Raw genomic sequence first — 22,259 nt, forward strand, 5'->3', positions numbered from 1 at the left:
TATCCCTAGAAAAATAGGGTTTTATGGTTGTGTTCATTAAAGCTCATCAATATTATCTCGCCCTTATCCTCCATTTTTTTTACTAGATCCCTATGGAACCATTTTTTTAAAAATCCTTTCTTTTCCCTTTCCAGCATCACTACCATATCCGCATTTACGACCCCAAGATAGATTCTGAGGGTATCAAATACATCTTCCGAAAACAATAGTTCGAACTCAATTTCTGAATAATCTACCTTGGATTTGAGCATCTCCTTGAACCACTCCATTAATAAGTCTCCCGCATATTCCTCGTTCGTTGAAATATGCACTACCTTAATCTTTGCTTTTAAGGGTTTGGCAATTTCGGAAAGTTTTTGAATGGCATGTATATCTTCCTCTTCAAAATCTGTGGCATAAACCATGGTATCCATATTTCTAGGCAATATATCATTGGGAATTGCAATTACGGGACAAGGTGCTTTCTCTATGAGTTTCTTGGTGGTACTGCCCATGATCATTTCCTCAAGACCACTTGCTCCTTTAGTACCCACCACAATCAGTTGGGCGTGATACTCTTCTGCCTTTGATATAATTCCTTTGATTACCGAACTGTTCTGTACAGGCTCCAATTGTATTTTGGGATTGTCCCACTTGCTTCCAAGGTGTTCTGTGCAGAATTTTTCCAGCTGGGCACGGTGAATTTTAAACGGATTTCCTTCAAGGACAGGCCGGTCATCCTGTCCCTCAACACCCAAAACAGTAGGTAAATTAAATGTGTGGGTGACCACCAGTCGAGTTCCCAGATCCTGACTTAAATTATAGGCCAACTGCAAAGCAGAGACCGAGTTTTTAGAATAATCCGTGGCATAAAGCAATGTTTTCATTTTATGATGAATTGTAATTTATCAGCAAAACTTGCAAGCAACAGATCCGATTGGATTACATCCTAAGATACTTGCTATTTTAAGAAGTTAAATTGTTAATGGAATAAATTTGATTGGTTAAAATTAGAACCTAATGTCGTATCCATAAATGACTTCTATCATATATGGTAATCTTTCTATGCCCGAACTTCGCAACTGGAAAAAGAATCGTTTATATAAATTCAAAGAATATTAATAGTTCATGAGCAAAGCCATATACCTTGCCACTACAGAGCCCAATAGCGGAAAATCTATCGTATCCTTGGGCATGATGCAGTTATTATTGGGGAAAACCGCGAAAGTGGGTTATTTCCGGCCCATTATCGATGACTTTGAAAAGGGCAGGATCGATGACCATATAGATACTGTACTAAAGCATTTTGAAGTAGACCAGAAATTTAAGGATTCCTATGCCTATACCCGTAGCCAAGTGGTACAACTTAAAAATATGGACAAGGATGACGAAATTATAAGTAATATCATCAATAAGTACAAGGCCATTGAGGATAGGTTCGATATTGTAGTGGTGGAAGGAACAGATTTTTCAGGTGAGGGCGCCATCATAGAATGGGACATTAATGTGCTTATCGCCAAAAATTTAGGAATTCCGGCAATTATAATTGCCAACGGCATGGGCAAATCCCTTCAAGAATTGGTCGGAAATATATACATGGCTTATGATTCCTTTAGGGAAAAGGGAGTTGAAGTACTACTGACCGTTGCCAATAAGGTACAGCCAGAAAATTTGGAACAGGCAGTATCTGGTCTCAAGACAAAACTGCCAAAAAAAGTATTGATAGCTGCTATCCCTTTGAACCCTGTTTTGGGAAATCCGACCGTAAAGGAAATTGCACAGGCTCTTTCGGCCAAGGTTTTGTTCGGAGAAGATTTTATAAACAATCAGGCCGGTGAATTTAGCGTGGGCGCCATGCAGCTCCGCAATTACATCACCCATTTAAAAAAGGATAGCTTGGTCATCACCCCTGGAGATAGGGCAGATATTATTCTAGGGGCTTTACAGGCCAACATCTCCAGAAATTACCCCAATCTATCCGGTATAGTTCTAACAGGCGGACTATTACCGGAGGACTCCATCATTAAACTTATTGAGGGCCTTTCCGATATTATTCCTATCATTTCAGTTGCCGATGGTACTTTTTCGGTAACCAACCGCATAGGAACCATTAAACCTAGGATATATCCAGAAAACAAGGAAAAAATAGCGACCTCCATACAGGAATTTGAAAAATATGTCCCCACAAATGAATTGGCCGAGCGACTTATTACTTTTAAGGCTGAGGGAATTACCCCTAGAATGTTCCAGTACAATCTTCTTAAACGGGCAAAATCGGCCAAGAAACATATTGTCCTCCCGGAAGGAAATGACGAACGCATTCTGAAGGCTACCAAAAAACTTCTGGACACCAATGCCGTCACCATTACATTGTTGGGAGATAAGGAGCAAATAATGGCAAAAATTTCAGAATTGGATATAAGTTTGGATTCCAATAGCTTCGATATTATAGACCCCAAATCTTCGCCCAATTTTATGGATTATGCCACCACCCTATACGAACTGCGAAAAGAAAAAAATGTTAACCTTGCCATGGCGAAAGATCTAATGGAGGATGTTTCCTATTTTGGCACCATGATGGTCTACAAAGGTCATGCCGATGGAATGGTTTCCGGTGCAGCACATACTACACAACATACCATAAGACCGGCTTTACAATTTATCAAGACCAAACCTGAGGTCTCCATTGTGTCCTCCGTGTTCTTTATGTGTCTCCCCAACCGTGTCACCATATTTGGGGACTGCGCCATTAATCCCAATCCCACCGCTGAACAATTGGCGGAAATAGCCATTTCTTCTGCGGCAACCAGCACGGCGTTTGGCATAGAACCCAAAATTGCCATGCTATCCTATTCATCCGGGGCTTCAGGAGTGGGCGAAGACGTGGATAGAGTGCGCAAAGCCACAGATATTATCAAAAGAAAACGACCTGGTTTAAAAGTAGAAGGCCCCATACAGTACGATGCAGCCGTGGATATAAATGTAGGCAAGAGTAAATTGCCGGATTCGGAAGTGGCGGGACAGGCCAGTGTATTCATTTTTCCAGATCTCAATACTGGAAACAATACCTATAAGGCCGTTCAAAGGGAAACAGGTGCCTTGGCCATTGGCCCCATGTTACAAGGTCTAAACAAACCTGTTAACGACCTAAGCCGTGGCTGTACAGTGGAGGATATCTATAACACTGTAGTCATCACCGCCATACAGGCACAAGGCCTATAATTTTAATCCAATAAAACAAAAACTATGAACATACTGATCATAAACGCAGGTAGTTCTTCCATTAAATATCAATTGATTCAAATGCCTTCGGAGCTTGTAATAGGCAAGGGTTTAATAGAACGAATCGGCTCCAAAAATGCCACTGTAAAGTATAAAACCAATACCGTGGATATTGAGGAGGTGATGGTGATTCCCAACCACAGTGACGGATTCAAGAAAATGGCCACACTCCTGATGGATCCTGACCAAGGTGTTATTGCAGACGTTAATGATATCGCGATTGTCGCCCATAGGGTAGTGCATGGCGGTAACACCTTTTCTGAAACCACCGTGATTACACAGGAGGTAAAAGATAAAATAAGGGAACTTTCAGTATTGGCCCCTTTACACAACCCACATAATTTGGAAGGCATTATATTGGCAGAGGAAGCTTTTCCTACTGCCAAACAAATTGCCGTTTTTGATACCGCTTTTCACCAGACCATGCCAGTGAAGGCCAAGAAATACGCTTTGCCCAATGAATTATATACAGATCATCGTATCCAAGCCTTTGGTTTTCATGGTACCAGTCACAAATATGTATCCGAGAAGGCAATTTCCTTATTAAAATTAAAATCTTCCAAGATAATTACCATACATCTGGGCCATGGGTGCAGTATCACTGCCGTAAGGGAAGGAAAAAGTGTTGATCATTCCATGGGGTTTACCCCTGCCAACGGACTTATCATGGGCTCTAGAAGTGGGGACATAGATCACTCCCTTATCTTTTATTTGGTAAATAATTTGGGCTATGGTCTGGAAGAAGTCAATGCTTTACTCTCCAAAAAAAGTGGGATGCTAGGGCTTACAGGCCATAGGGATTTAAGGGACATTGAAGCCAAAGCCAAAACAGGAAATAAAGAATGTATCTTGGCCTTGGAAATGAATGCCTACCGCATAAAAAAATATATAGGGGCCTATACAGCAGCCATGGACGGCTTGGATGCCGTGGTCTTTACCGCCGGCATCGGAGAAAATTCCAGTACCCTTAGGAGCCTTGTATGCACGGATATGGATTGTCTGGGCATAACACTGGACCCTGCCAAAAATGAATCAAAATCTTCCAACATTAGGGAAATTGGCAGTGACAAGGCTCAAGTCAAAATCTTGGTAGTACCTACCAATGAAGAACTGGAAATTGCAAAACAGGCCTTCGGTCTATCCTAGAACCAATAATTATGGTATAGATTTTTAGTCAACGTTGGGAGAAATCAAATTTTCCATGATGACCGATGACTAGTATAGTCAAACAAAATTACCGTTTGTCACAAGCCAGGTTTACTCCTTTTTTGCCTTACATGTTTTTATTCCAAAAGGAAGGTACAACGGACAAAAGCCCATAAAGCTGGTAAGGAAAAAGATAATGGCCAAAACCACCAATACAATTCCCAACACCCCGGAAATAGTACCGTTATAATAAAGAGCGATCAATGCCGCCGCTATCACAAAACGCAAGGTTCTGTCCAAATTACCCATATTTTTCTTCATGATTATAAATTTAAGTTATAGAACTTTTAAAAACCCCACAAGGCACTTTCAATGCCATTGTTAAGGAATATTTTTATATGTAAACATCAATCTGTGAAAAGCATCCTTTTGCACTTCATTCCTAACGATTCATGCAACTTTCCGCTTTTTCCAATTTTTTAACTTGATAAATCAAAGTAAATGGATATGTATTCCTATTCAAATGATATATGTCATTTCAGGGACCAATACCTTTAAATAATTTTGTAGTACGCCAAGTATTATAGTACTTAAAGCAAATTATCATGGAAAAACAAATCATATATAACTCAAATCTGCATTTTGAACACGAAATTTGGAGGCGGGAACTCTTCTTTTGGCAGGATGAACTCATCATTTTCAATAACAGGCTTAGTGAGCTGGTTACTAGGTGGACCAAAAAAGAGGTATTAAATCAATTGGACTACTTTCAGAACGAATTTATCCTACATGGTGGAGTAATCGAGGATTTATTGGAAGAAATGGAAATCCATGAATCCCGCATGGCCGATCAAGATTTGTTGTCACATGATGCCATGGATACCATGATGGTAAAAAAACACATGGAGTTCCGAAAAAAAATGGAAATACAGGAAGAGATCTATACAGCTCTTAAAAGGGAATTCTTTCGTTTTTTGACCAAGCACCTATAAATCATATGTTTGGTATAAAATTTCCACAAAAACAAAATCTTAAAAGATACAACGCCCTATTTGTAGTACTTACCAAATATGGGTTTGAGGATGTAATGGCCAGTAGCAAGGCAAGAAAATTTATCCCTAAAAATTACCTTTTAAAACACCCTGATAAAGCAAAGAAATTATCAGAATCCACTTTTGAACGCATCCGCATGGTGCTAGAAGAATTGGGCCCTTCCTATGTAAAGATGGGGCAAATTATGAGCAACCGTGACGACATGTTGCCCCCAGACCTGGTGAAAGAACTAGAAAAACTACAGGACCATGCTCCTTCCCTACAGAATTTTGACGTAGAAAAAGTTTTGTCGCAAGAACTGGATATTGACTGTTCCCAACATTTCCTTTCCATAGACCCCAAACCTATGGCGGCAGCCTCTTTGGCCCAAGTTCATAAAGCTCAGCTCTCCAATGGGGATTGGGTAGTATTAAAAATACAGCGCCCCAATATAGCCGAAGTCATTGCGTCTGACATTTCCATTATGAAAGAAGTTGCGGAAGCAATGGAAAAATATAGTTCACAGGTAAAAGCCTTTCAACCTGTAAAATTGGTGGAATCCTTTGAAAAAAGCATTAACGAAGAACTTAGTTTTCATAGGGAAATGGACAATATGGAACATTTCGCCAAGAATTTCAAGGACAACGAGGCTATCTATGTCCCCCATCTATATCGCGAGCTTAGCAACGACCATATCATATGTATGGAGTGGATAGACGGAATCAAGGTTTCCGAGCTGAATAAATTAAAGGAAAGCAATATTGATTCCAGCGCCGTAGCCAAAGTTGGGGTAGATCTATATTTGGAACAGGTTTTGGAACACGGCTTTTTTCATGCGGACCCACACCCCGGAAATCTATTTGTGTTACCCGAGATCCAAAAAATCTGTTTCATAGATTTTGGCATGATGGGTACCATTATGCCCAATGACAAGGAGGCACTCATAGAACTGCTGCTTTCTTTTTTAAAAAAGGACGTAAGGAAAATCATCTCCGTCCTAAAAAAAATAGCCTTAAAAACCGAGATTCCCGACGAAAAAAAGTTGGAGTACGATTTGTACGAATTGATTGAAGGCATAAGCAATACCTCTATCCGTAACATTAAGTTGGGGACCACCTTGAAACAATTTAAAAATGTGCTTTATGAAAATAAGATTACCATACCGCATTACTTGTATATTCTAATACGCGCTTTGGTAATAATTGAGGGTGTAGGACTAAAATTGGATCCAGAATTCAACATAACGGATAATCTAGAACCATACATGGCCAAGATAACCCGTAAAAGGTTTGGCCTAAAACGACTTTTTCAAAAGAACCTAAATAGATTTCAAGATTACAATGCGCTGCTGGATAAATTGCCGACAGACATTAATGAAATAGTAGATAAGATCAAAGATGGGAAATTGGTCATTGTGCATGAGCACAAAGGCTTGAACGAGTTTAGAAAGTCTCTAAAAACTGCCTTTAACCGTTTGGTCTATGCGGTTATTATTGCAGCCCTCTCCATTGGCTCTGCCCTTTTAGTAATGGCCGATATGCCTCCAAAGATTAGCGGAATACCCGTATTGGGCGCAATAGGTTTTAGTCTTTCCGCCATTATTGGACTGGTTATTCTAATCTCAATTTATAGGAATAAGGAAGAGTAAATCTTAGTCTATTGCTATGAATAGTTGATAACAGATTGGGCAAAACTTTAGGTGTTCATTTTATAAAAATAGTTCGGAATCATTATCTTTATTCCGAATTGTATTTTTCATAGCATTGTCCAAAATAATATCCTAACAATGAGAATAATTTCATGGAATGTCAACGGAATTAGGGCCGTTGCAAAAAAAGATTTTTTCGAATCCATAAATAAAATGGCACCTGATATTCTATGTCTTCAAGAGACCAAGGCCCAGGACCATGAGGTTGAGGAGACCCTTTCGGCAATGGAACATTATACCATGCATTACAATTCGGCAGATAAGAAAGGATATTCCGGTACTGCACTTATCAGCAAAATAGAACCTATTGCCGTAACCAAAGATATGCAGGTATCGGAACACGATAGCGAAGGTAGAATACAGTGTGCGGAGTATAATGATTTTTACTTGGTAAATGTCTACGTGCCCAATTCCGGACAGCAATTGGATCGTCTGGACTACCGTAAACAATGGGATACCGATTTTTTAAAGTACCTGAAAAACCTTGAAAAGACAAAACCTGTAATTGCTTGTGGGGATTTTAACGTAGCACATAGGGCAATAGACCTTAAGAACGATAAAAGCAACTATAACAAAACTGCAGGATACACCCAAATTGAAATTGATGGCATGGACAATTTTATTGAAGCCGGTTTTGTGGATTCGTTCAGGCATTTTCATCCAGATACCATAGCATATACCTATTGGAGCTATCGTTTCAAGTCCAGGGAAAGAAACACGGGCTGGAGAATAGATTATTTCTTGGTAAGCAAGTCTCTGGTAGATCGCATAAAGTCTGTAGATATCCTATCGGATTATTTTGGTTCCGACCACTGCCCTATCTCCTTGGAAATAGAATTCTAGAAAGACCCGTAGTGCCCTATATATTCCTGTAGGACACTAATTTGAAAATCCCCAACCACCCTAAGTTCGGCATCCGCGTTCATAAGTACCAATCCATATGCCAAATGCGATAGCTTACAGTCGCTTACAACCTGTTTTTGGATTCCAGTAAAAACCGGCCTAAAATGTTGGTCTATATCCAGACCGGCAGATTTGCCAACCGTCATGGCCTTGATGACAGCCTCGGTAATTTGTTTTGGTGATAATCCTTGATCCAACAAATCGCTGGCTAGATGCTTTAATCGAAGACTGTAGTAGAAATCCATAAAATGGGCTATACTATCTACAGTCTTATTATCCGTGTTATAAATAGAGATTTCCATAAATTTTGTTCCTAACAGATTAGACAGTGATATTGGGCAAGCTATTGGTCATAATTTCTTGGCATACCCAAAAACCATTTTTTTAAATTCCATAAAGTCTTTGGTAAACAAATCCATTTGGTCCCTGATATTTGCATGTTTTTCCCTGAAATCCTGATCGGATAGTCCCTTCTCTCCCTTTATTAAACGGGACAATAGACTTTCATGGGCTACAATATCTTCGGCCAAATAATCAAATAAGGTTTCGTGAATCTTATCCAGATATTGTAACATCTGTCCATATTCAGAAGCTTTTACCTGTTCCTTATCCAGCAAATCCGTAAAGAACCTGGCTTCGTCCTTCCAAAAGGCAATGATGTTCAACCATTCCCTACTTTCCTTATGTAACGCATCAAGCCCTTCACCCAACAATATTTCTTTTTTTGACTTTGGTCCAGTGCTCATAGTTCTATAAATTAAAATTCCTTGTTATTAGTCCAAATATCTTTTGATGAAGCTGGCCCTTAGACTTTTTCTTGCAGTCTTCAAAAGCGATTCTATTTCCTGAACGGTACTATTGTGTATTTTGGAAATTTCCGATATATCAAATTGATGTTCCGTAAATAGTTCAAATACCCTTCGCATTTGCTCGGGCATATGATATAAGACCATTTCTGAGTGTTTTCTAATGTTCTCCGCTCCCAATTCCTTATCCAATTGGAGTATCACTTTTTGATCGTCATCGCCAACAAAAATATGGTTTAGCACATAGTCGTCCTTGGCATAGGAAATATCGTCCAATTCTTCGTTCATAATTAAATCCCCATCTCCATCCGTAGTAAATTTTTCCTGCATGCTATCCCATTCAGGTTTGGAGTAGGTATCTATATTTTCAAGGAACAAGGCATCATACTCTTCATCCACAAAGATAGTCTCCAGCAATTCATCCACTTTCTTGAACATCCATGGATGCAGCTCATTTTTATTATTAATCTCATCCAAATGGTCATATACCTCTATAAAAAGCTGATCAATAATATCATCCGCCTTATACCTGTTCCTATCGACCTTACCCTTTACCACGGCACGATTGAGATTTTTTTGGACATATCGCCTTACTTCGGGCATGGCCTTTAGCAATAACTGATTGAATGCCTTAAGGTCTCCTTCCTTTTTTAACCGTCGTAAATTAGAAAAGGAATTGGCTACAAACACATGAAATTCCCTTTGACTTTGAAATATATTGACTGACTCTTTCATACTTTATATAATTATATTTTAAATAGTTGTACTTCAAAAATGCCAACTTCCTTCTTCTAAAAAAATGATTTTAATCATCTATCCCGAATCGATCCAGAGAAATAAATTTTGATAGTAATCCTAGACGTTCACTAGTGCTTAAATTAATTTGTCCAACTTTTCTTCTATCAGCTGAATTTGCGGCAAAGTGTGGCGCACCAAAAGAATTAAGTGTCCTTTTTTTAGTGCCTTGAGATAAAAATTAACCTTATCCTCCGTTATGCCCAATCCCCTTAAAATTCCATACGGTCCGGCCGACATAGATCCCAGTGGTCTCCCCGATATATCAAATAAAAATTGGGAGGCCAAGGCACCAGCAATAAAGAGAGTCCCAAACTCTGTATGGGGAAATACGCCAAAATTTACCTTTTCTTTTAAAACCCTGTTCCAATAAGCATTCCAGTCCGATTCTTGAAGTAAATCCTTTTTGCCATTGGCAACAAGGTTGTTTCCAAGTTTTCCCAGGACAGATATTTGCGGCCTTTCCATATCTTCCTCAAGAATAATTTCAATGGCCTTACGCAACATCTTTAGATGCTCATAATCCCTCAAAATAAAATTATACACCGCTTTATTTACCCTAGTATTCATTTGATAAAGAATGATGAAATGGCTAGGTTGGTATATTCGTCCAACCCTAATTTAAGAACTAATGCCTGTAAATGATATGATTTATATCATTTCCAAAGCATTTTAATAGACTTATTTTTGAGTATCATTTTAAAATATGTAATAATCAAAAAAATCAGTAATCATGACAAACAACGACGGAAATATTCTTTTAGCTTTATTGACAGGTGCTGCCATAGGTGCAGGAATTGGAATCTTGTATGCGCCGGATAAGGGCACAGAGACTAGGCACAAAATAAAGCAAAAGGTGGGGGAGACCACGCACGACTTATCAGAAAGAATCTCCCATGCCAAGGAAGAACTTACCAAAACTGCCAATGAGAAAAAAGATGCCTTTGACCGTAAGTTGGATGAAGCTATCTCCACTATGAGCTACAAGGCAGATGACATTATTGCTACCTTGGAGCGCAAATTGGAAGACTTAAAAAAGAAAAACGCCCAATTTCAAAAATAAGGTAATATGGCCTTGGAAGAACTTAAGAGAGACCTTACAGAGGCAGAAGCCGATGTAAGGTCTTATCTAGAAAATAGCGAGGAATATGCCAAGCTGAAAATATTTAAGGTACTTATGGAGCTTGTAACCGTATTTGCCCAAACCCTTTTAATTGGGGCCTTGGCCCTACTTGCCTTGGTTTTGATATCTTGGGCCGCATCCAATGCCCTGAATGAAGCATTGGAAAGTGCCTACCTTGGTTATTTGCTCATAGGTACGGGCTATGTACTAATAGCCATCATTTGTTATTTTCTAAGGAATAGGCTCAATAGGCCATTACTGCGTACATTTTCCAAACATTATTTTGATTAAGACCATGGGGAAACAATACAACTCTTTTAAAGAAATTGATGAAAGACTAATGGTCTTAAAGCTACAGCGCAAAATTGAAATTGAAAGTCTTAAACTCAATATCAATCAGGCAAAGGCAAATCTAAGACCTCTGCAATTGGCGGGGAGCCTTAAGGGTAGCCTTCAGCAAATGCTGTTGATCTATGCCATAAGAAAATTAAAGTCCATTTTTAATAGAAGGTAGCCACAAAGCGCGTCAAGCTTTTGCCCAATGTCCACCTTAAAAATCCGCTACCTCCCTGAGTCCCTTTTCATTTAAAATAATGATCCTTCTTCCGTGGTCGGTGGCAATAAGGCCTTCGTCCTTAAAATCGGATAGGGTTCGAATAGCTGTTTCAGTAGCGGTACCGATCATACCGGCAAAATCCTCCCTTGGAATTCCTATTCCGCCCATGGGTTTGTCCTGTATAACATGTTTATCATAAAGTTCCAAAAGGGCCTTTGCCGCCCTTTGCCTTACCGAGGCAAAAGCCATATCCACCAATTGCTCCTGTAGGTGCATTAAATTATTGGATATCATTCCTATGAATTTCTGTGAAACGGCAGAGTTACCATAGATTAATTTGGTAAAATCCTTCCTAGGTATGGCGCACATTTCGGCATCCTCCAAAACAGTGGCATTTTCAACATAAACTTTATCGGAATTCAATAAAGATATTTGTCCAACAAAATCTCCCGGACCATATATTCCGGTTACAAATTCCTTTCCGGATTCCGTACTCTTGTAGGTCTTTACACTACCCTTTTCTATAAAATACAAGGATTTTGCGTTATCGCCTTCCCAAAAAACAATATCCTTTTTATGATACGTTTTAAGGGGATAATCCTTGGGTAGACTTTTCAAATCGTGGTATTGGGAAGCCTCGTCCAGAAATTTATTGAGGCCTTCCAAGTTTTTGGCAATCTCTTTTTTTAGAAAGTCGCTCTTTCGTAAACGGGAGGATATGGCTTCGAGTAATTCCTTTTCCTCAAAAGGTTTCGTCAGATAATCGTCGGCCCCCAAATTCATTCCCAACCTCACCTCTGCCCTATCGGTTTTTGCCGTTAGAAATATAAAGGGTATGCTGGAGGTGGCACTATTTTTACCCAACAGTTCCAAGACTCCATAGCCGTCCAGTTCTGGCATCATAATATCACATATGATTACGTCTGGCTTAAATTTTTCTGCAAGTTCTACCCCTATTTTTCCATTCTCGGCAGTAGCTACATCGTAATTGGCCAATTCCAATATGTCCGCTGTATTTTCCCTTACATCCTTGTTATCCTCAATTAATAGAATTTTTTTCATTTTCGTATATATTTACCGGAAGCATTAAACTGAAGGTACTACCCACTCCTAATTCACTGTTAAAGCTAACACCACCGCTTAAAAGCTCCGTATACTGTTTCACAATATGAAGTCCAAGACCTGTGCCCTGAATATTGGTGGCGTTCTCTGCACGAAAAAAGCGGTTAAAAAGATTTTTTTGCTCCTCTTTGGGTATCCCAATGCCTTTGTCCTTAATATTTATGGATAAGTCTTTACCATTAACCTTAATTTCAATGATGATCTCCTTTTGCTCCTCCGAATATTTTATGGCATTGGAGAGAAGATTTATAAGGATATGATTCAATAGTTTCGGATCCAGATAAACCGATATTGAAGGTTGGGAATGCTTTAATACAATGTCCTGGCCTTCTTTTTTGTTCGGCTCCAATTCATCGATTAACATTTTAACAAACTGTATTAACTCAAAAGACTTTGGTTTTACCTGCACTTTGCCCTCTTCCAATTTGCTCAAGGACAGAAAATCATTAAGAATAACAACTAGATCCTTTACATTATTTCTAATTCTGGAAACGTGCTTCATCCTCCTATCTTCCTTACCGGGTTCATTTTGTTTTCCTATTAGGATTGCAGAAGATAGAATGGCACTTAGTGGGGTTCGGAATTCATGGGAGGCCATCGAAATAAAACGGGATTTCAGCTCATTTAGTTCCTTTTCCACCTTGAGTGTCTTTTCCAATTTATGCTGAACCTCTTTCTGCTCGGTAACATTGTTGTAAACGAACAAGGCCCACTTTATTTCCTTTTCATCGGAATAGAGCGGTGTGGAATTTACCGCATAACACTGATTTTGAAAATCCACTTCAAATGAAATATTGCTCCCCCTTAATGTTTTTCGAATATCGGATTTAATTTTATTGATCTGCCATTTTGAAAAAACCGGGATATGATCAATGGGTATTCCTTCAAAATCTGACTTATTAATATTGATCCGGTCCATTTCCTCCCCTTCCACATAAACCAGTTCATAATCGGAATTAAAGACCATAATTACCCCATTGGGAAAATTGTGCGCTATCGCGGTAAACAATGCCCTACTCAGCTTGGCCTTCCTTTCCGCTCTTTGTGTCTCTACCAACTGATCTTCCAGGCTTAAACTGGTAGACACCAATTTTTGCACTGTGGATTGAACCTCCCTAGTACGTTCTTCAACGGTATTCTCTAAATGAAGGGCATATTCCTCCAATTTTTTCTTGGCATCCTGAATTTCTGTTACATCGTTCAGAACCCCTATAAAATGGGTTAATTTTTCGTTTTTATCATATAGAGGGGTAATGAACAGATCGTTCCAAAAGAGGGCGCCATCCTTTCTATAATTTCTTACCAACACCCTACAAGGCGTTCCCTCCTTCACGGCTCGGGCCAATTGGGCAATTCCAAGCTGATCACGATCGTCGTTCTGTAAAAATCTACAGTTTTTGCCCGTCACTTCTTCAGTCCCATATCCGGTAATATCTGTAAAAGACTTGTTGCAATAAATTATAGGCTGATCAGGAAGTTTGGCATCCACAATAATGATACCGTTCCCGACAGCTTCCAAGGCCCGATTTCTAATATTCAAGGTATTCTGTAAGAATGTAGTTTCGGTAATATCCAAGCCCGAGCTTACCACCCCAATAATTTCATTATTTCCATTCCTCAAGGTAGCATTGCTCCATTGAATTAGTCGCTCTTCCCCACCTTTGGCAACTATATGGTTTTCGTAAATATTGGGCACTTCCAACTTCTCCTGGAAAATGACTTCAAAGAGTTCTGTTATTCGCTTTTTATCCCTGGCCGGTATAAAATTTCCAAACCAATTTTTATTCAAAATAGCATCTTGTTCCAATCCCAAAATTTCACAGGTCCTTTTATTGACCAGTTCAACAGTATGGTCCTTATTGATCACTAGAAACATTGTAGGAGAAGAATCCATATATTGACGTAGCAATTTTTTCTCCTTGTCCAGGGCCATTTCTATTTCCTTCCCCTTTGTTATATCCTGCATAAAACCTTCCAAACCGCAGACATTTCCCTGCTCGTCCATTACGCAGGAAACCTGTTCCCATATCCATTTTATTTGCTTGTTTGCAGTAGCGATCCTATAAGTGAGTTGATACTGTTTCTTATCCGCCATTCCCTTCTCCACCTCAAGCAAAATCCTGGACAAATCTTCAGGATGAATTAAGATATCCCAACTTATATCCGGGCTATCATAAAATTGCGCCGGAGAATATCCAGTTATGTTTAAGCAGGCTTCACTGATAAATTCAATGTTCCAAGGTCTATCAGTTTTAGAGCGATATACAATTCCGGACACATTGGAAATCAACGTTCTAAACTTTCTATCACTTTCAAATACTGAAATATCGGCCGGTTTACAATAAATGACTTTTAGGTTCTGAGATTTTACTACAGTTGGGACGATCCTGATATCGATTGGAAATTTTACGCCATTCCTGTCCCGGCCATAGAACTGATTGGGGCCCACGACAACCTTATTCATCTCTGCACCAACAGCATTTAGCTTCCAATCAGGAATAATAAATTGGATATCCCGCTGTACCAACTCCCCTTCAACATATCCGAACATCTTTTGGGCAGACATGTTGGCAATGAGAATAGATCCATGTTGATCCACCACAAATAATCCAGCTAAGGAAGATTCAAAAATGGATTGAAAGAGATCGCTATTTGTTAACTGTTCATTCATTGTACTTTTGCTGTTCTTTACTAATTGGTCCTGACGAAACCAAAAGGAAGTGCTGCTAAGTTGTTTCGTTACATATCTACTGCCAATTGAAGCCTATGTTCCGGTAATATGGCACTCAGTTACACAAATGTATTGTGCACTACATCCGAAAGAAATGATATCGGTCATAACCCCTACCTAGATTGTAAAAACCTGACAATGGTCATATGCGTATTTCTTTAGATGGAATAATTTTGATTCAAATTCTAAATAAAAGGTTTATGACAACAGGGTTGGTCCTTTCTGGTGGCGGTATACGGGGTGTTGCCCATATTGGGGCCATAAAGGCGTTGGAGGAATACGGTATTTACCCTTCACATATTGCAGGCACTAGTGCAGGAGCCATAGTTGGTGCCTTGTACGCTTCTGGCTGTACTTGGGAGCAAATGTTGGATTTTTTTAAGACTACAGAGATTTTTAGTTTTAATAAGTATGCCATGGGAAAACCTGGCTTCCTAGATACAGAAAAATTTCATGATCAATTAAAGGCCTACATACCCCATGACACCTTCGAATCTTTGGAAAAGCAACTTTATGTAACAGCTACCAATTTGCTTGATGGTACGCTAAATGTCTTTAATCAGGGCGAACTTATAAAACCCGTTTTGGCATCAGCAGCTGTTCCCGGACTATTTGCGCCAGTACAAATCGACAAAGGTTATTACGTAGATGGTGGCACCTTGAATAATTTTCCGGTAGACCTAATAAAAAAATACTGTGATCGGATTGTGGGAGTTTATGTAAATCCGTTCAATCATGTAAGCATCAAAGAACTGAATCATGTAAACAAGGTTTTGGAAAGGGCATATCATGTAATGGTAGCCAATGAAACGACCAAAAAATTTATAGACTGTGATCTATTGATCCGTCCTTCCAACATGGATCGTTATAGTATGTTCACTTTGAAAAATTTAGACATTATCTTGGATTTGGGCTATAATGCCACCATAAAAGCACTGGACAATAGTCCCCTGGCCTCCGAATTATTATCTGCGGCAGAATTGGAAGCTATGAACGGTTTTTCAATGTAAGCTTTAAATCCATCGTATTGGAACTCAAGGATTCCCCTTTATTTTTATGTACATTTATGCAAGACAGAAAAAAATTCGAAGTATTATTATTTTGTCAAACATGAAAATATTATATCCTTGCCCGCTTAAATAATTGCGCCAAAACCATTGCCCCTAGGGCAAATAGCACGGAATATCCCAATTGTTCCATTGACAGCATGCGCAACGAAAATGCCGCTGCCAAATGAGTGCTAAGATTGGCTCCCAGAGTCAGGAGCAAGGATAGTAGAATTGCTCCCCAAACCCACACATTTGTTGTTATCTCATTTACAAAAAATGCTCCTCTGTGCCTTGCTATATTAAACACATTAAGCAACTGGGCAAATACCAGGGTATAGAAGGCCATATTATTAATGGTTTCTGCGGAAAATTTTAGAATCCTATCGGCATAAGCAACAATGCCAAGCACCGCAATACTTATACTTAGTCCGTACATTACAACAGAAATCCAATCGTTTTGATCCAATATGGGGCCCTTAGGGTTTTGGGGAGGCTGTTCCATAATATCCTTCTCTCCCTTTCCAAATCCCAAGGCCAGGGCAGGAAAAATATCAGTTACTAAATTGAGGAATAATATTTGTAACGGTAATAACGGAGCTGGCAAATTTAGCAAGGCCGCAAAACCTACCGTAAGTATTTCAGCTAAATTGCAGGACAGTAAGTAAACTACAAATTGGCGAATATTCTGAAATATTACCCTTCCCTGTCTGATTCCCAATTCCATGGCCGTAAACTTATCGTTTTTTAAAATCACATCGGCCACTTCTCGGGCAGCCTCGGCACCTCTAACTCCCATGGCCACACCTATGTCGGCTTTTTTTAAAGCCGGGACATCATTAATGCCATCCCCGATCATTCCAACGATATGGCCATGTCTCTGATAATAGCTTATTAAATTCAACTTCTGTTCCGGACCGACCCTGGCAAAGACCGAGGCTTTTAAAAGGGACAAATCATTTCCATCCGCTCCCTCCATAATTCTTTTGAGGTCCTTGCCATGCCGTATTTTATCAGCAATCGCATCAACCTCCAAAATCCCAACATCCTGAGCTATTTTCTTTGAGGTACCGGGATGATCACCGGTAACCATAATTACCTTAATGCCCGCCTTCTTGTATATATCCATCACTGCTTTCACATCCTGCCTGGCAGGATCCAAGAATCCAATTACCCCCAAAAAAGTAAGTCCGTTCAGTATATTGGCCCTTGTGGGTAATTCAACTTCTTCCTTATAAGCAAAAGCAAGGGTGCGCAAACCTTGGGAAGCAAGAGTATCTACCTTTTTATTCCACAATAGTTTATGTTCACTGATTGACATTCCTAGCCCATAAACATCAAAATCACAATGGTCCACCAAACTCTCATATGCCCCTTTAGCATAGACCGTATAGCCTCCTTGTTTTTTATGTGCCGTTGCCATCAACTTTAGTGCAGAATCAAATGGCAGCTCCAATATTTCCAGATTATTTTGTTTTACAATTTTGGGGTCATACCCCAAATGTATAGCAAATTGTATCAAAGCCACTTCAATGGAATCGTCCTGTTCATTAATGGCTGTCGGATCTACATTGTTACAAAGTATCCCAGCCATCATCATTTTATCAAAAACAGGCTTGTCCTTTAAGGAGGTGTAATAGGATTTCTCCTTTTGATAGAGATTGTCCAAATATGTTTCGTCAAATATCACTGCTGATACCACCATCCGATCTTCGGTCAAGGTTCCCGTTTTGTCCGTAAAAATGATATCCGTAGCACCCAATGTCTGTACGGCTTCCATTTTTTTTATGATGACCTGTTTTTTGGATAACCTTATCATGCCCCTTGCCAGGGCAATGGTAGCTACAATTGGAAGACCCTCGGGAATAGCGGCAACCGCCAAAGCCACTCCCGTCTCGATCATAAAAAAAAGATCATTGCCCCTAAAATAGCCTAAGACAATAATTAATCCAGCAATACCCAGTGTTAACCCTATAAGCCAATTGCTTAATCGGTTTAATTTCTTCTCCAAAGGAGTTCGCTCCTTATCGGCATCCACACCCATTTGCTGAATGTTCCCCAATTGTGAATGTTTTCCCGATGCAGTAACAATAGCCTTCCCAAATCCCGAGCTAACCACCGTACCCCTAAAAACCATATTGATCTGATCGGTAATCGGGGTATTCATTGGTAATGGTTCGGTTACCTTTGCTACCGAAAAACTCTCTCCCGTTAATACGGATTCTTTCACCAACAGATTATCTACATGGATAAGGCGTGCATCGGCAGGCACAACATCCCCAGGGCTCAAAACAATAATGTCACCGAGTACAATTTCTGCCGCCTTGATATGTGTTCTTTGTCCAGATCTAATTACATGGGTACTTGTCTGCCCCATTTTTACCAGGGCCTCCAAGGATCTCACGGCCTTAAGTTCCATAAAATATCCTATGGTAACGGAAATAAGTATTACAAAAAAAATAGCAGCACTTTCCAATTTATCGCTGAAAATAAAGGCAAGAATTGCTGCCGCAAAAAGAATATAAATAATAGGATCCAAGAGCTGTTCCAAAAAAATGGCCCATCTTTTCTTGGAACCTTCTTCTGGAATTTGATTGGGTCCATATTTCTTCAAACGCTCTGGAATACCCTCTTTAGCCAAACCCTGTTCCAAATCACTATCCAATTGGGCAATAATTTCATCCACAGGAGTAAAAAAGGCATTTTGCAGCATAGGAAAAATAATTAGATTACAAAAAATATGCCCTCCCGTCTGGACCACCCATATGGACTTATATTGGGTTTTGACGGGAAGGCATTGCTACTAACAAATAACCAACCAATAATTATCCGATTTGTACTTTTTTAGGAGGTGCCTTTTTAGCTTCCTCTTTCTTGGCAAGATTAAAGCTAAGTATACCATCCTTGTAGGCGGCCTTAATTTCCTCCTGTTTTACATTCTCAGGTAGCTGCAAGGACCGTTCAAAGGAATTATAGCTAAATTCTCTACGCGTAAATTTGTCCTCCTTTTCCTCCTTGGTTTGCGACTTCTCGGCAGCAATATTTAAGCATCCATCCTCAATGGTTACCTCAAAGTCCTTTTTTTGAAAACCTGGAGCGGCCAGCTCTATCTCAAAATGGTCGCCGGTTTCCTTAATGTTCAAGGCTGGCTCCGACCTTTTCCCATTCCAGAAACTATCGGGTAGCATGTCCCTTACCCAAGCACGATTATCAAAAAAATCGTCCATATCAAAAAAATCTTGGGTCATAAGATTTCTAAATGGTCTTCTTTTAAATTTTACAAGTGTCATAGTATTTTGTTTTTAAGGGTTATATATTTATTGTGCCTCTAAAGTACATCCAACAAGCCTTGTACAAAATGATTTAGGTCAGTCACACCAAAATTCTTTACATTTATTTTTACCATATCAAATCATTATATCAAAACTGTGCTAACCTTATACCAATTAGAAAGAATACGAAAGTTGGATTGCCATATATGGTTAACTACAATTTTGTTAATTTAGACAACATGATCAATCCACTCGATTTTGGCATTAAAGGCCTAACTGATGAAGCAGTAAAAAGCTCAAGAAAAAAACATGGCGAAAATAGCCTTAGCTATAAAAAGGAAAATGGGTTTTTGGACGCTTTAAAAAGTGTTGCCCAGGAGCCAATGGTCATCCTATTAATGGTGGCTTCCTCTATCTATTTTATAACAGGAAATAATGGTGATGGAATATTTATGGTCGCTGCCATTATCCTGGTAGCCTCCATATCCCTTTATCAGGATTCCAAAAGTAGGATGGCCCTGGAAAAATTAAAAAGTCTTACCCAACCCAATAGCCAGGTCATTAGGAATGGAGAAGTGGTAGATATTCCTAGTGAGGAGTTGGTAGTTGGCGACAGCCTAATGGTTGAGGAAGGCAACACCATTCCTGCCGATGGCACCATTGTTCATTCCAACGATTTCTCCGTAAACGAATCCATTCTTACGGGAGAATCCCTTTCCGTTTTTAAGGATGCATCAAAATTGGACAATAAGATATTTGGTGGTACTACCGTAGCCAGTGGACTGGCGATCGCCACCATTACAGAAATTGGCAACAGCACCCAGTTGGGTAAAATTGGAAAAAGTCTCGAAGGAATCCAGGAAGAAAAGACGCCTTTGGAAAAACAGATATCCAATTTCGTAAAACAGATGTCCATTTGGGGCGGTATCATTTTTCTATTGGTCTGGGGTATCAATTACCTTCAATCACGGGAGGTATTGGATAGTTTGTTAAAAGCCTTAACCTTGGCCATGAGTGTCCTGCCAGAAGAAATACCGGTAGCCTTTACCACTTTTATGGCCTTAGGCGCCTATAGATTGATGAAAATGGGCATTGTGGTAAAACAAATGAAAACCGTAGAATCCTTGGGAAGCGCTACCGTAATCTGTACAGACAAAACAGGCACCATAACCCAGAATAAAATGGAACTTGCCAAACTCTTCACCTTGGATACGGGAGAGGTAGTTTCTGCAGATGCCCTCCTGAATAATTCTCAAAAAGAATTGGTCACCATAGCAATGTGGGCCAGCGAACCAATACCTTTCGACCCTATGGAAAAGGCCTTGCATGAGGCCTACGGTAGAATTGCCTCTGTAGACCAGCGACCCCATTATAAAATGATACATGAGTATCCGCTAAGTGGAAAACCTCCTATGATGACCCATCTGTTCGCAAATAGTGAAGGTAACCGTATCATTGCAGCCAAAGGGGCGCCTGAAGCCCTTTTGGCAACTTCCAAACTTACCGATTCCCAAAAAGAACAGATTACGGATATCTTGACCAATTTAGGGCAGGAAGGATACCGAATGTTAGGAGTGGGACAGGCCAATTTTAAAGGATCTGACTTTCCTGAAAAACAACAGGATTTTCAATTTGCCTTCAAGGGATTGGTGGCCTTTTATGACCCCCCTAAAGATAACATCCGCCAGGTATTGAAAGATTTCGACAAGGCTGGAATACAGGTAAAATTGGTTACAGGGGATAATCCCGCCACTTCCATGGCCATTGCCAAACAAATTAATTTTCCCGGCTATGAAAAAAACATGACCGGGGAAGAATTAATGCAATTGAAGGATGAGGAATTACAGCAAAAGGTAAAAAGCACACAGGTCTTTACCCGTATGTTCCCCGAAGCCAAACTAAGGATTGTAAATGCCATAAAGGCCAATAACGAAGTAGTGGCCATGACAGGTGATGGGGTCAACGACGGTCCAGCACTCAAGGCATCGCATATTGGTATTGCCATGGGTAAAAAAGGAACTGAAATTGCCAAGCAGGCAGCCTCCTTGATCTTAGTGGACGATGACCTTTCAAAAATGGTAGATGCCATTGCCATGGGCAGAAAAATTTACGGCAATTTAAAAAAGGCCATCCAGTATATCATATCCATTCATATCCCAATCATATTAACGGTATTTATCCCCTTGGCATTAGGGTGGGTCTATCCCGCTATATTTTCACCCTCCCATGTTATATTATTGGAATTGATCATGGGCCCCACCTGCTCCATTATTTATGAAAACGAGCCGATGGAGAAAAATACTATGATTCAAAAACCAAGGCCATTTACCACAACTTTTTTTAAGTTCAAGGAACTGATAACCAGTATCATTCAAGGACTAGTGATTACCTTGGGATCTTTATCCGTATACCAATACGCCGTTTTAGAAAGTCACAATGAATCCGTAACAAGAACTATGGTGTTTATGGTCTTGATATCTTCCAATATTTTTCTGACCTTGGTAAACCGCTCTTTCTATTATTCCATTTGGACCACTTTAAAATATAAGAACAACTTGGTGCCTTTGATCATTGGAATTACTTTGATCTTATCGGCATTGTTGCTCTTTGTGCCCCCATTGACAAGCTTTTTTCAATTTGAAACCTTAACCTTCAAACAGCTGGGAATTGCCGTCATGGCAGGCATGATGTCCGTACTATGGTACGAAATTGTGAAAGGGATTAAACGAGCCAGGTTAAAATTAAAATAGTGCAATAA

Annotated in this window: 20 protein-coding genes; 10 read left to right on the forward strand and 10 right to left on the reverse strand. The window is 39.7% G+C overall.

Annotated elements, in window-relative coordinates; genetic code table 11:
• Window positions 1-5: 5 nt before the first annotated feature.
• Window positions 6-866, reverse strand: coding sequence for a universal stress protein (locus LV92_RS16235; RefSeq protein WP_111624661.1), 861 nt, complete (start codon window positions 864-866; stop codon window positions 6-8).
• Window positions 867-1,107: 241 nt separating this feature from the next.
• Here LV92_RS16235 and pta point away from each other — a divergent pair, with 241 nt between their 5' ends.
• The gene (gene pta, locus LV92_RS16240; RefSeq protein WP_111624662.1) at window positions 1,108-3,201 is read left to right on the forward strand and encodes a phosphate acetyltransferase; all 2,094 of its coding nucleotides are present in this window, start codon (window positions 1,108-1,110) and stop codon (window positions 3,199-3,201) included.
• A 24-nt stretch (window positions 3,202-3,225) separates the two neighbouring features.
• Complete coding sequence (locus tag LV92_RS16245; RefSeq protein WP_111624663.1) at window positions 3,226-4,407, forward strand: acetate/propionate family kinase; 1,182 nt, start codon at window positions 3,226-3,228, stop codon at window positions 4,405-4,407.
• 111 nt (window positions 4,408-4,518) lie between these two features.
• Here the strand turns inward: LV92_RS16245 and LV92_RS16250 are convergent, their stop codons facing one another.
• Window positions 4,519-4,728 (reverse strand): YgaP family membrane protein, encoded by a 210-nt coding sequence (locus LV92_RS16250; RefSeq protein ID WP_031443584.1) that lies wholly within the window; start codon window positions 4,726-4,728, stop codon window positions 4,519-4,521.
• Between the two features lie 284 nt (window positions 4,729-5,012).
• Here LV92_RS16250 and LV92_RS16255 point away from each other — a divergent pair, with 284 nt between their 5' ends.
• From LV92_RS16255 to LV92_RS16265, 3 genes are all read left to right on the forward strand, one after another.
• The gene (locus LV92_RS16255; RefSeq protein ID WP_111624664.1) at window positions 5,013-5,399 is read left to right on the forward strand and encodes a hypothetical protein; all 387 of its coding nucleotides are present in this window, start codon (window positions 5,013-5,015) and stop codon (window positions 5,397-5,399) included.
• Between the two features lie 5 nt (window positions 5,400-5,404).
• On the forward strand, window positions 5,405-7,087 hold the full coding sequence (locus LV92_RS16260) for an ABC1 kinase family protein (RefSeq protein ID WP_111624665.1): 1,683 nt from the start codon (window positions 5,405-5,407) through the stop codon (window positions 7,085-7,087).
• Between the two features lie 138 nt (window positions 7,088-7,225).
• Window positions 7,226-7,990, forward strand: a complete 765-nt coding sequence (locus LV92_RS16265) for an exodeoxyribonuclease III (RefSeq protein WP_111624666.1) — start codon at window positions 7,226-7,228, stop codon at window positions 7,988-7,990.
• Here LV92_RS16265 and LV92_RS16270 read toward each other — a convergent pair.
• From LV92_RS16270 to LV92_RS16285, 4 genes are all read right to left on the reverse strand, one after another.
• Complete coding sequence (locus LV92_RS16270) at window positions 7,987-8,352, reverse strand: hypothetical protein (RefSeq protein ID WP_072861876.1); 366 nt, start codon at window positions 8,350-8,352, stop codon at window positions 7,987-7,989. The two genes, LV92_RS16265 and LV92_RS16270, sit on opposite strands and share 4 nt — an antisense overlap.
• A 48-nt stretch (window positions 8,353-8,400) precedes the next feature.
• Window positions 8,401-8,796: a hypothetical protein gene (locus LV92_RS16275; RefSeq protein WP_111624667.1), complete on the reverse strand. Its 396-nt coding sequence runs from the start codon at window positions 8,794-8,796 to the stop codon at window positions 8,401-8,403.
• A 27-nt stretch (window positions 8,797-8,823) separates the two neighbouring features.
• A complete protein-coding gene (locus LV92_RS16280) occupies window positions 8,824-9,591 on the reverse strand; it encodes an RNA polymerase sigma factor (RefSeq protein WP_111624668.1) in 768 nt (255 codons plus the stop codon).
• A gap of 138 nt (window positions 9,592-9,729) precedes the next feature.
• Window positions 9,730-10,221 carry a hypothetical protein gene (locus LV92_RS16285; RefSeq protein ID WP_111624669.1) on the reverse strand — a complete coding sequence of 164 codons (492 nt, stop codon included), beginning with the start codon at window positions 10,219-10,221 and terminating at the stop codon, window positions 9,730-9,732.
• Window positions 10,222-10,384: 163 nt separating this feature from the next.
• Here LV92_RS16285 and LV92_RS16290 point away from each other — a divergent pair, with 163 nt between their 5' ends.
• The 3 genes from LV92_RS16290 to LV92_RS16300 are packed head-to-tail and all read left to right on the forward strand — an operon-like array spanning window position 10,385 to window position 11,288.
• The gene (locus LV92_RS16290) at window positions 10,385-10,714 is read left to right on the forward strand and encodes a YtxH domain-containing protein (protein WP_072861880.1); all 330 of its coding nucleotides are present in this window, start codon (window positions 10,385-10,387) and stop codon (window positions 10,712-10,714) included.
• Window positions 10,715-10,720: 6 nt separating this feature from the next.
• The gene (locus tag LV92_RS16295) at window positions 10,721-11,065 is read left to right on the forward strand and encodes a hypothetical protein (RefSeq protein WP_111624670.1); all 345 of its coding nucleotides are present in this window, start codon (window positions 10,721-10,723) and stop codon (window positions 11,063-11,065) included.
• A 4-nt stretch (window positions 11,066-11,069) separates the two neighbouring features.
• Complete coding sequence (locus LV92_RS16300; protein WP_072861882.1) at window positions 11,070-11,288, forward strand: DUF6327 family protein; 219 nt, start codon at window positions 11,070-11,072, stop codon at window positions 11,286-11,288.
• A gap of 36 nt (window positions 11,289-11,324) precedes the next feature.
• Here the strand turns inward: LV92_RS16300 and LV92_RS16305 are convergent, their stop codons facing one another.
• Together LV92_RS16305 and LV92_RS16310 are read right to left on the reverse strand one after the other, a co-directional pair.
• The gene (locus LV92_RS16305; RefSeq protein ID WP_111624671.1) at window positions 11,325-12,392 is read right to left on the reverse strand and encodes a response regulator; all 1,068 of its coding nucleotides are present in this window, start codon (window positions 12,390-12,392) and stop codon (window positions 11,325-11,327) included.
• A complete protein-coding gene (locus LV92_RS16310) occupies window positions 12,370-15,123 on the reverse strand; it encodes a PAS domain S-box protein (protein ID WP_111624672.1) in 2,754 nt (917 codons plus the stop codon). The genes LV92_RS16305 and LV92_RS16310 overlap by 23 nt, the downstream gene beginning before the upstream one ends.
• Before the next feature lie 260 nt (window positions 15,124-15,383).
• Between LV92_RS16310 and LV92_RS16315 the strand changes: the two genes are divergently transcribed.
• Window positions 15,384-16,193: a patatin-like phospholipase family protein gene (locus tag LV92_RS16315; protein WP_111624842.1), complete on the forward strand. Its 810-nt coding sequence runs from the start codon at window positions 15,384-15,386 to the stop codon at window positions 16,191-16,193.
• 109 nt (window positions 16,194-16,302) lie between these two features.
• Here LV92_RS16315 and LV92_RS16320 read toward each other — a convergent pair whose 3' ends face one another.
• Together LV92_RS16320 and LV92_RS16325 are read right to left on the reverse strand one after the other, a co-directional pair.
• The gene (locus LV92_RS16320) at window positions 16,303-18,942 is read right to left on the reverse strand and encodes a cation-translocating P-type ATPase (RefSeq protein WP_111624673.1); all 2,640 of its coding nucleotides are present in this window, start codon (window positions 18,940-18,942) and stop codon (window positions 16,303-16,305) included.
• 112 nt (window positions 18,943-19,054) lie between these two features.
• The gene (locus LV92_RS16325) at window positions 19,055-19,519 is read right to left on the reverse strand and encodes an Hsp20/alpha crystallin family protein (protein WP_111624674.1); all 465 of its coding nucleotides are present in this window, start codon (window positions 19,517-19,519) and stop codon (window positions 19,055-19,057) included.
• A gap of 221 nt (window positions 19,520-19,740) precedes the next feature.
• Between LV92_RS16325 and LV92_RS16330 the strand changes: the two genes are divergently transcribed.
• A complete protein-coding gene (locus tag LV92_RS16330) occupies window positions 19,741-22,251 on the forward strand; it encodes a cation-translocating P-type ATPase (RefSeq protein ID WP_111624843.1) in 2,511 nt (836 codons plus the stop codon).
• Window positions 22,252-22,259 lie beyond the last annotated feature (8 nt).

Source organism: Arenibacter echinorum (genome assembly GCF_003259375.1).
In the GTDB taxonomy this organism is placed as follows: Bacteria; Bacteroidota; Bacteroidia; order Flavobacteriales; family Flavobacteriaceae; genus Arenibacter; species Arenibacter echinorum.

What these genes read in the sequence shown, in the direction of transcription:
- LV92_RS16235 (WP_111624661.1), bottom strand. Translation starts at nt 866, where the DNA reads ATGAAAACATTGCTTTATGCCACGGATTATTCTAAAAACTCGGTCTCT.
- pta (WP_111624662.1), top strand. Translation starts at nt 1,108, where the DNA reads ATGAGCAAAGCCATATACCTTGCCACTACAGAGCCCAATAGCGGAAAA.
- LV92_RS16245 (WP_111624663.1), top strand. Translation starts at nt 3,226, where the DNA reads ATGAACATACTGATCATAAACGCAGGTAGTTCTTCCATTAAATATCAA.
- LV92_RS16250 (WP_031443584.1), bottom strand. Translation starts at nt 4,728, where the DNA reads ATGAAGAAAAATATGGGTAATTTGGACAGAACCTTGCGTTTTGTGATA.
- LV92_RS16255 (WP_111624664.1), top strand. Translation starts at nt 5,013, where the DNA reads ATGGAAAAACAAATCATATATAACTCAAATCTGCATTTTGAACACGAA.
- LV92_RS16260 (WP_111624665.1), top strand. Translation starts at nt 5,405, where the DNA reads ATGTTTGGTATAAAATTTCCACAAAAACAAAATCTTAAAAGATACAAC.
- LV92_RS16265 (WP_111624666.1), top strand. Translation starts at nt 7,226, where the DNA reads ATGAGAATAATTTCATGGAATGTCAACGGAATTAGGGCCGTTGCAAAA.
- LV92_RS16270 (WP_072861876.1), bottom strand. Translation starts at nt 8,352, where the DNA reads ATGGAAATCTCTATTTATAACACGGATAATAAGACTGTAGATAGTATA.
- LV92_RS16275 (WP_111624667.1), bottom strand. Translation starts at nt 8,796, where the DNA reads ATGAGCACTGGACCAAAGTCAAAAAAAGAAATATTGTTGGGTGAAGGG.
- LV92_RS16280 (WP_111624668.1), bottom strand. Translation starts at nt 9,591, where the DNA reads ATGAAAGAGTCAGTCAATATATTTCAAAGTCAAAGGGAATTTCATGTG.
- LV92_RS16285 (WP_111624669.1), bottom strand. Translation starts at nt 10,221, where the DNA reads ATGAATACTAGGGTAAATAAAGCGGTGTATAATTTTATTTTGAGGGAT.
- LV92_RS16290 (WP_072861880.1), top strand. Translation starts at nt 10,385, where the DNA reads ATGACAAACAACGACGGAAATATTCTTTTAGCTTTATTGACAGGTGCT.
- LV92_RS16295 (WP_111624670.1), top strand. Translation starts at nt 10,721, where the DNA reads ATGGCCTTGGAAGAACTTAAGAGAGACCTTACAGAGGCAGAAGCCGAT.
- LV92_RS16300 (WP_072861882.1), top strand. Translation starts at nt 11,070, where the DNA reads ATGGGGAAACAATACAACTCTTTTAAAGAAATTGATGAAAGACTAATG.
- LV92_RS16305 (WP_111624671.1), bottom strand. Translation starts at nt 12,392, where the DNA reads ATGAAAAAAATTCTATTAATTGAGGATAACAAGGATGTAAGGGAAAAT.
- LV92_RS16310 (WP_111624672.1), bottom strand. Translation starts at nt 15,123, where the DNA reads ATGAATGAACAGTTAACAAATAGCGATCTCTTTCAATCCATTTTTGAA.
- LV92_RS16315 (WP_111624842.1), top strand. Translation starts at nt 15,384, where the DNA reads ATGACAACAGGGTTGGTCCTTTCTGGTGGCGGTATACGGGGTGTTGCC.
- LV92_RS16320 (WP_111624673.1), bottom strand. Translation starts at nt 18,942, where the DNA reads ATGCTGCAAAATGCCTTTTTTACTCCTGTGGATGAAATTATTGCCCAA.
- LV92_RS16325 (WP_111624674.1), bottom strand. Translation starts at nt 19,519, where the DNA reads ATGACACTTGTAAAATTTAAAAGAAGACCATTTAGAAATCTTATGACC.
- LV92_RS16330 (WP_111624843.1), top strand. Translation starts at nt 19,741, where the DNA reads ATGATCAATCCACTCGATTTTGGCATTAAAGGCCTAACTGATGAAGCA.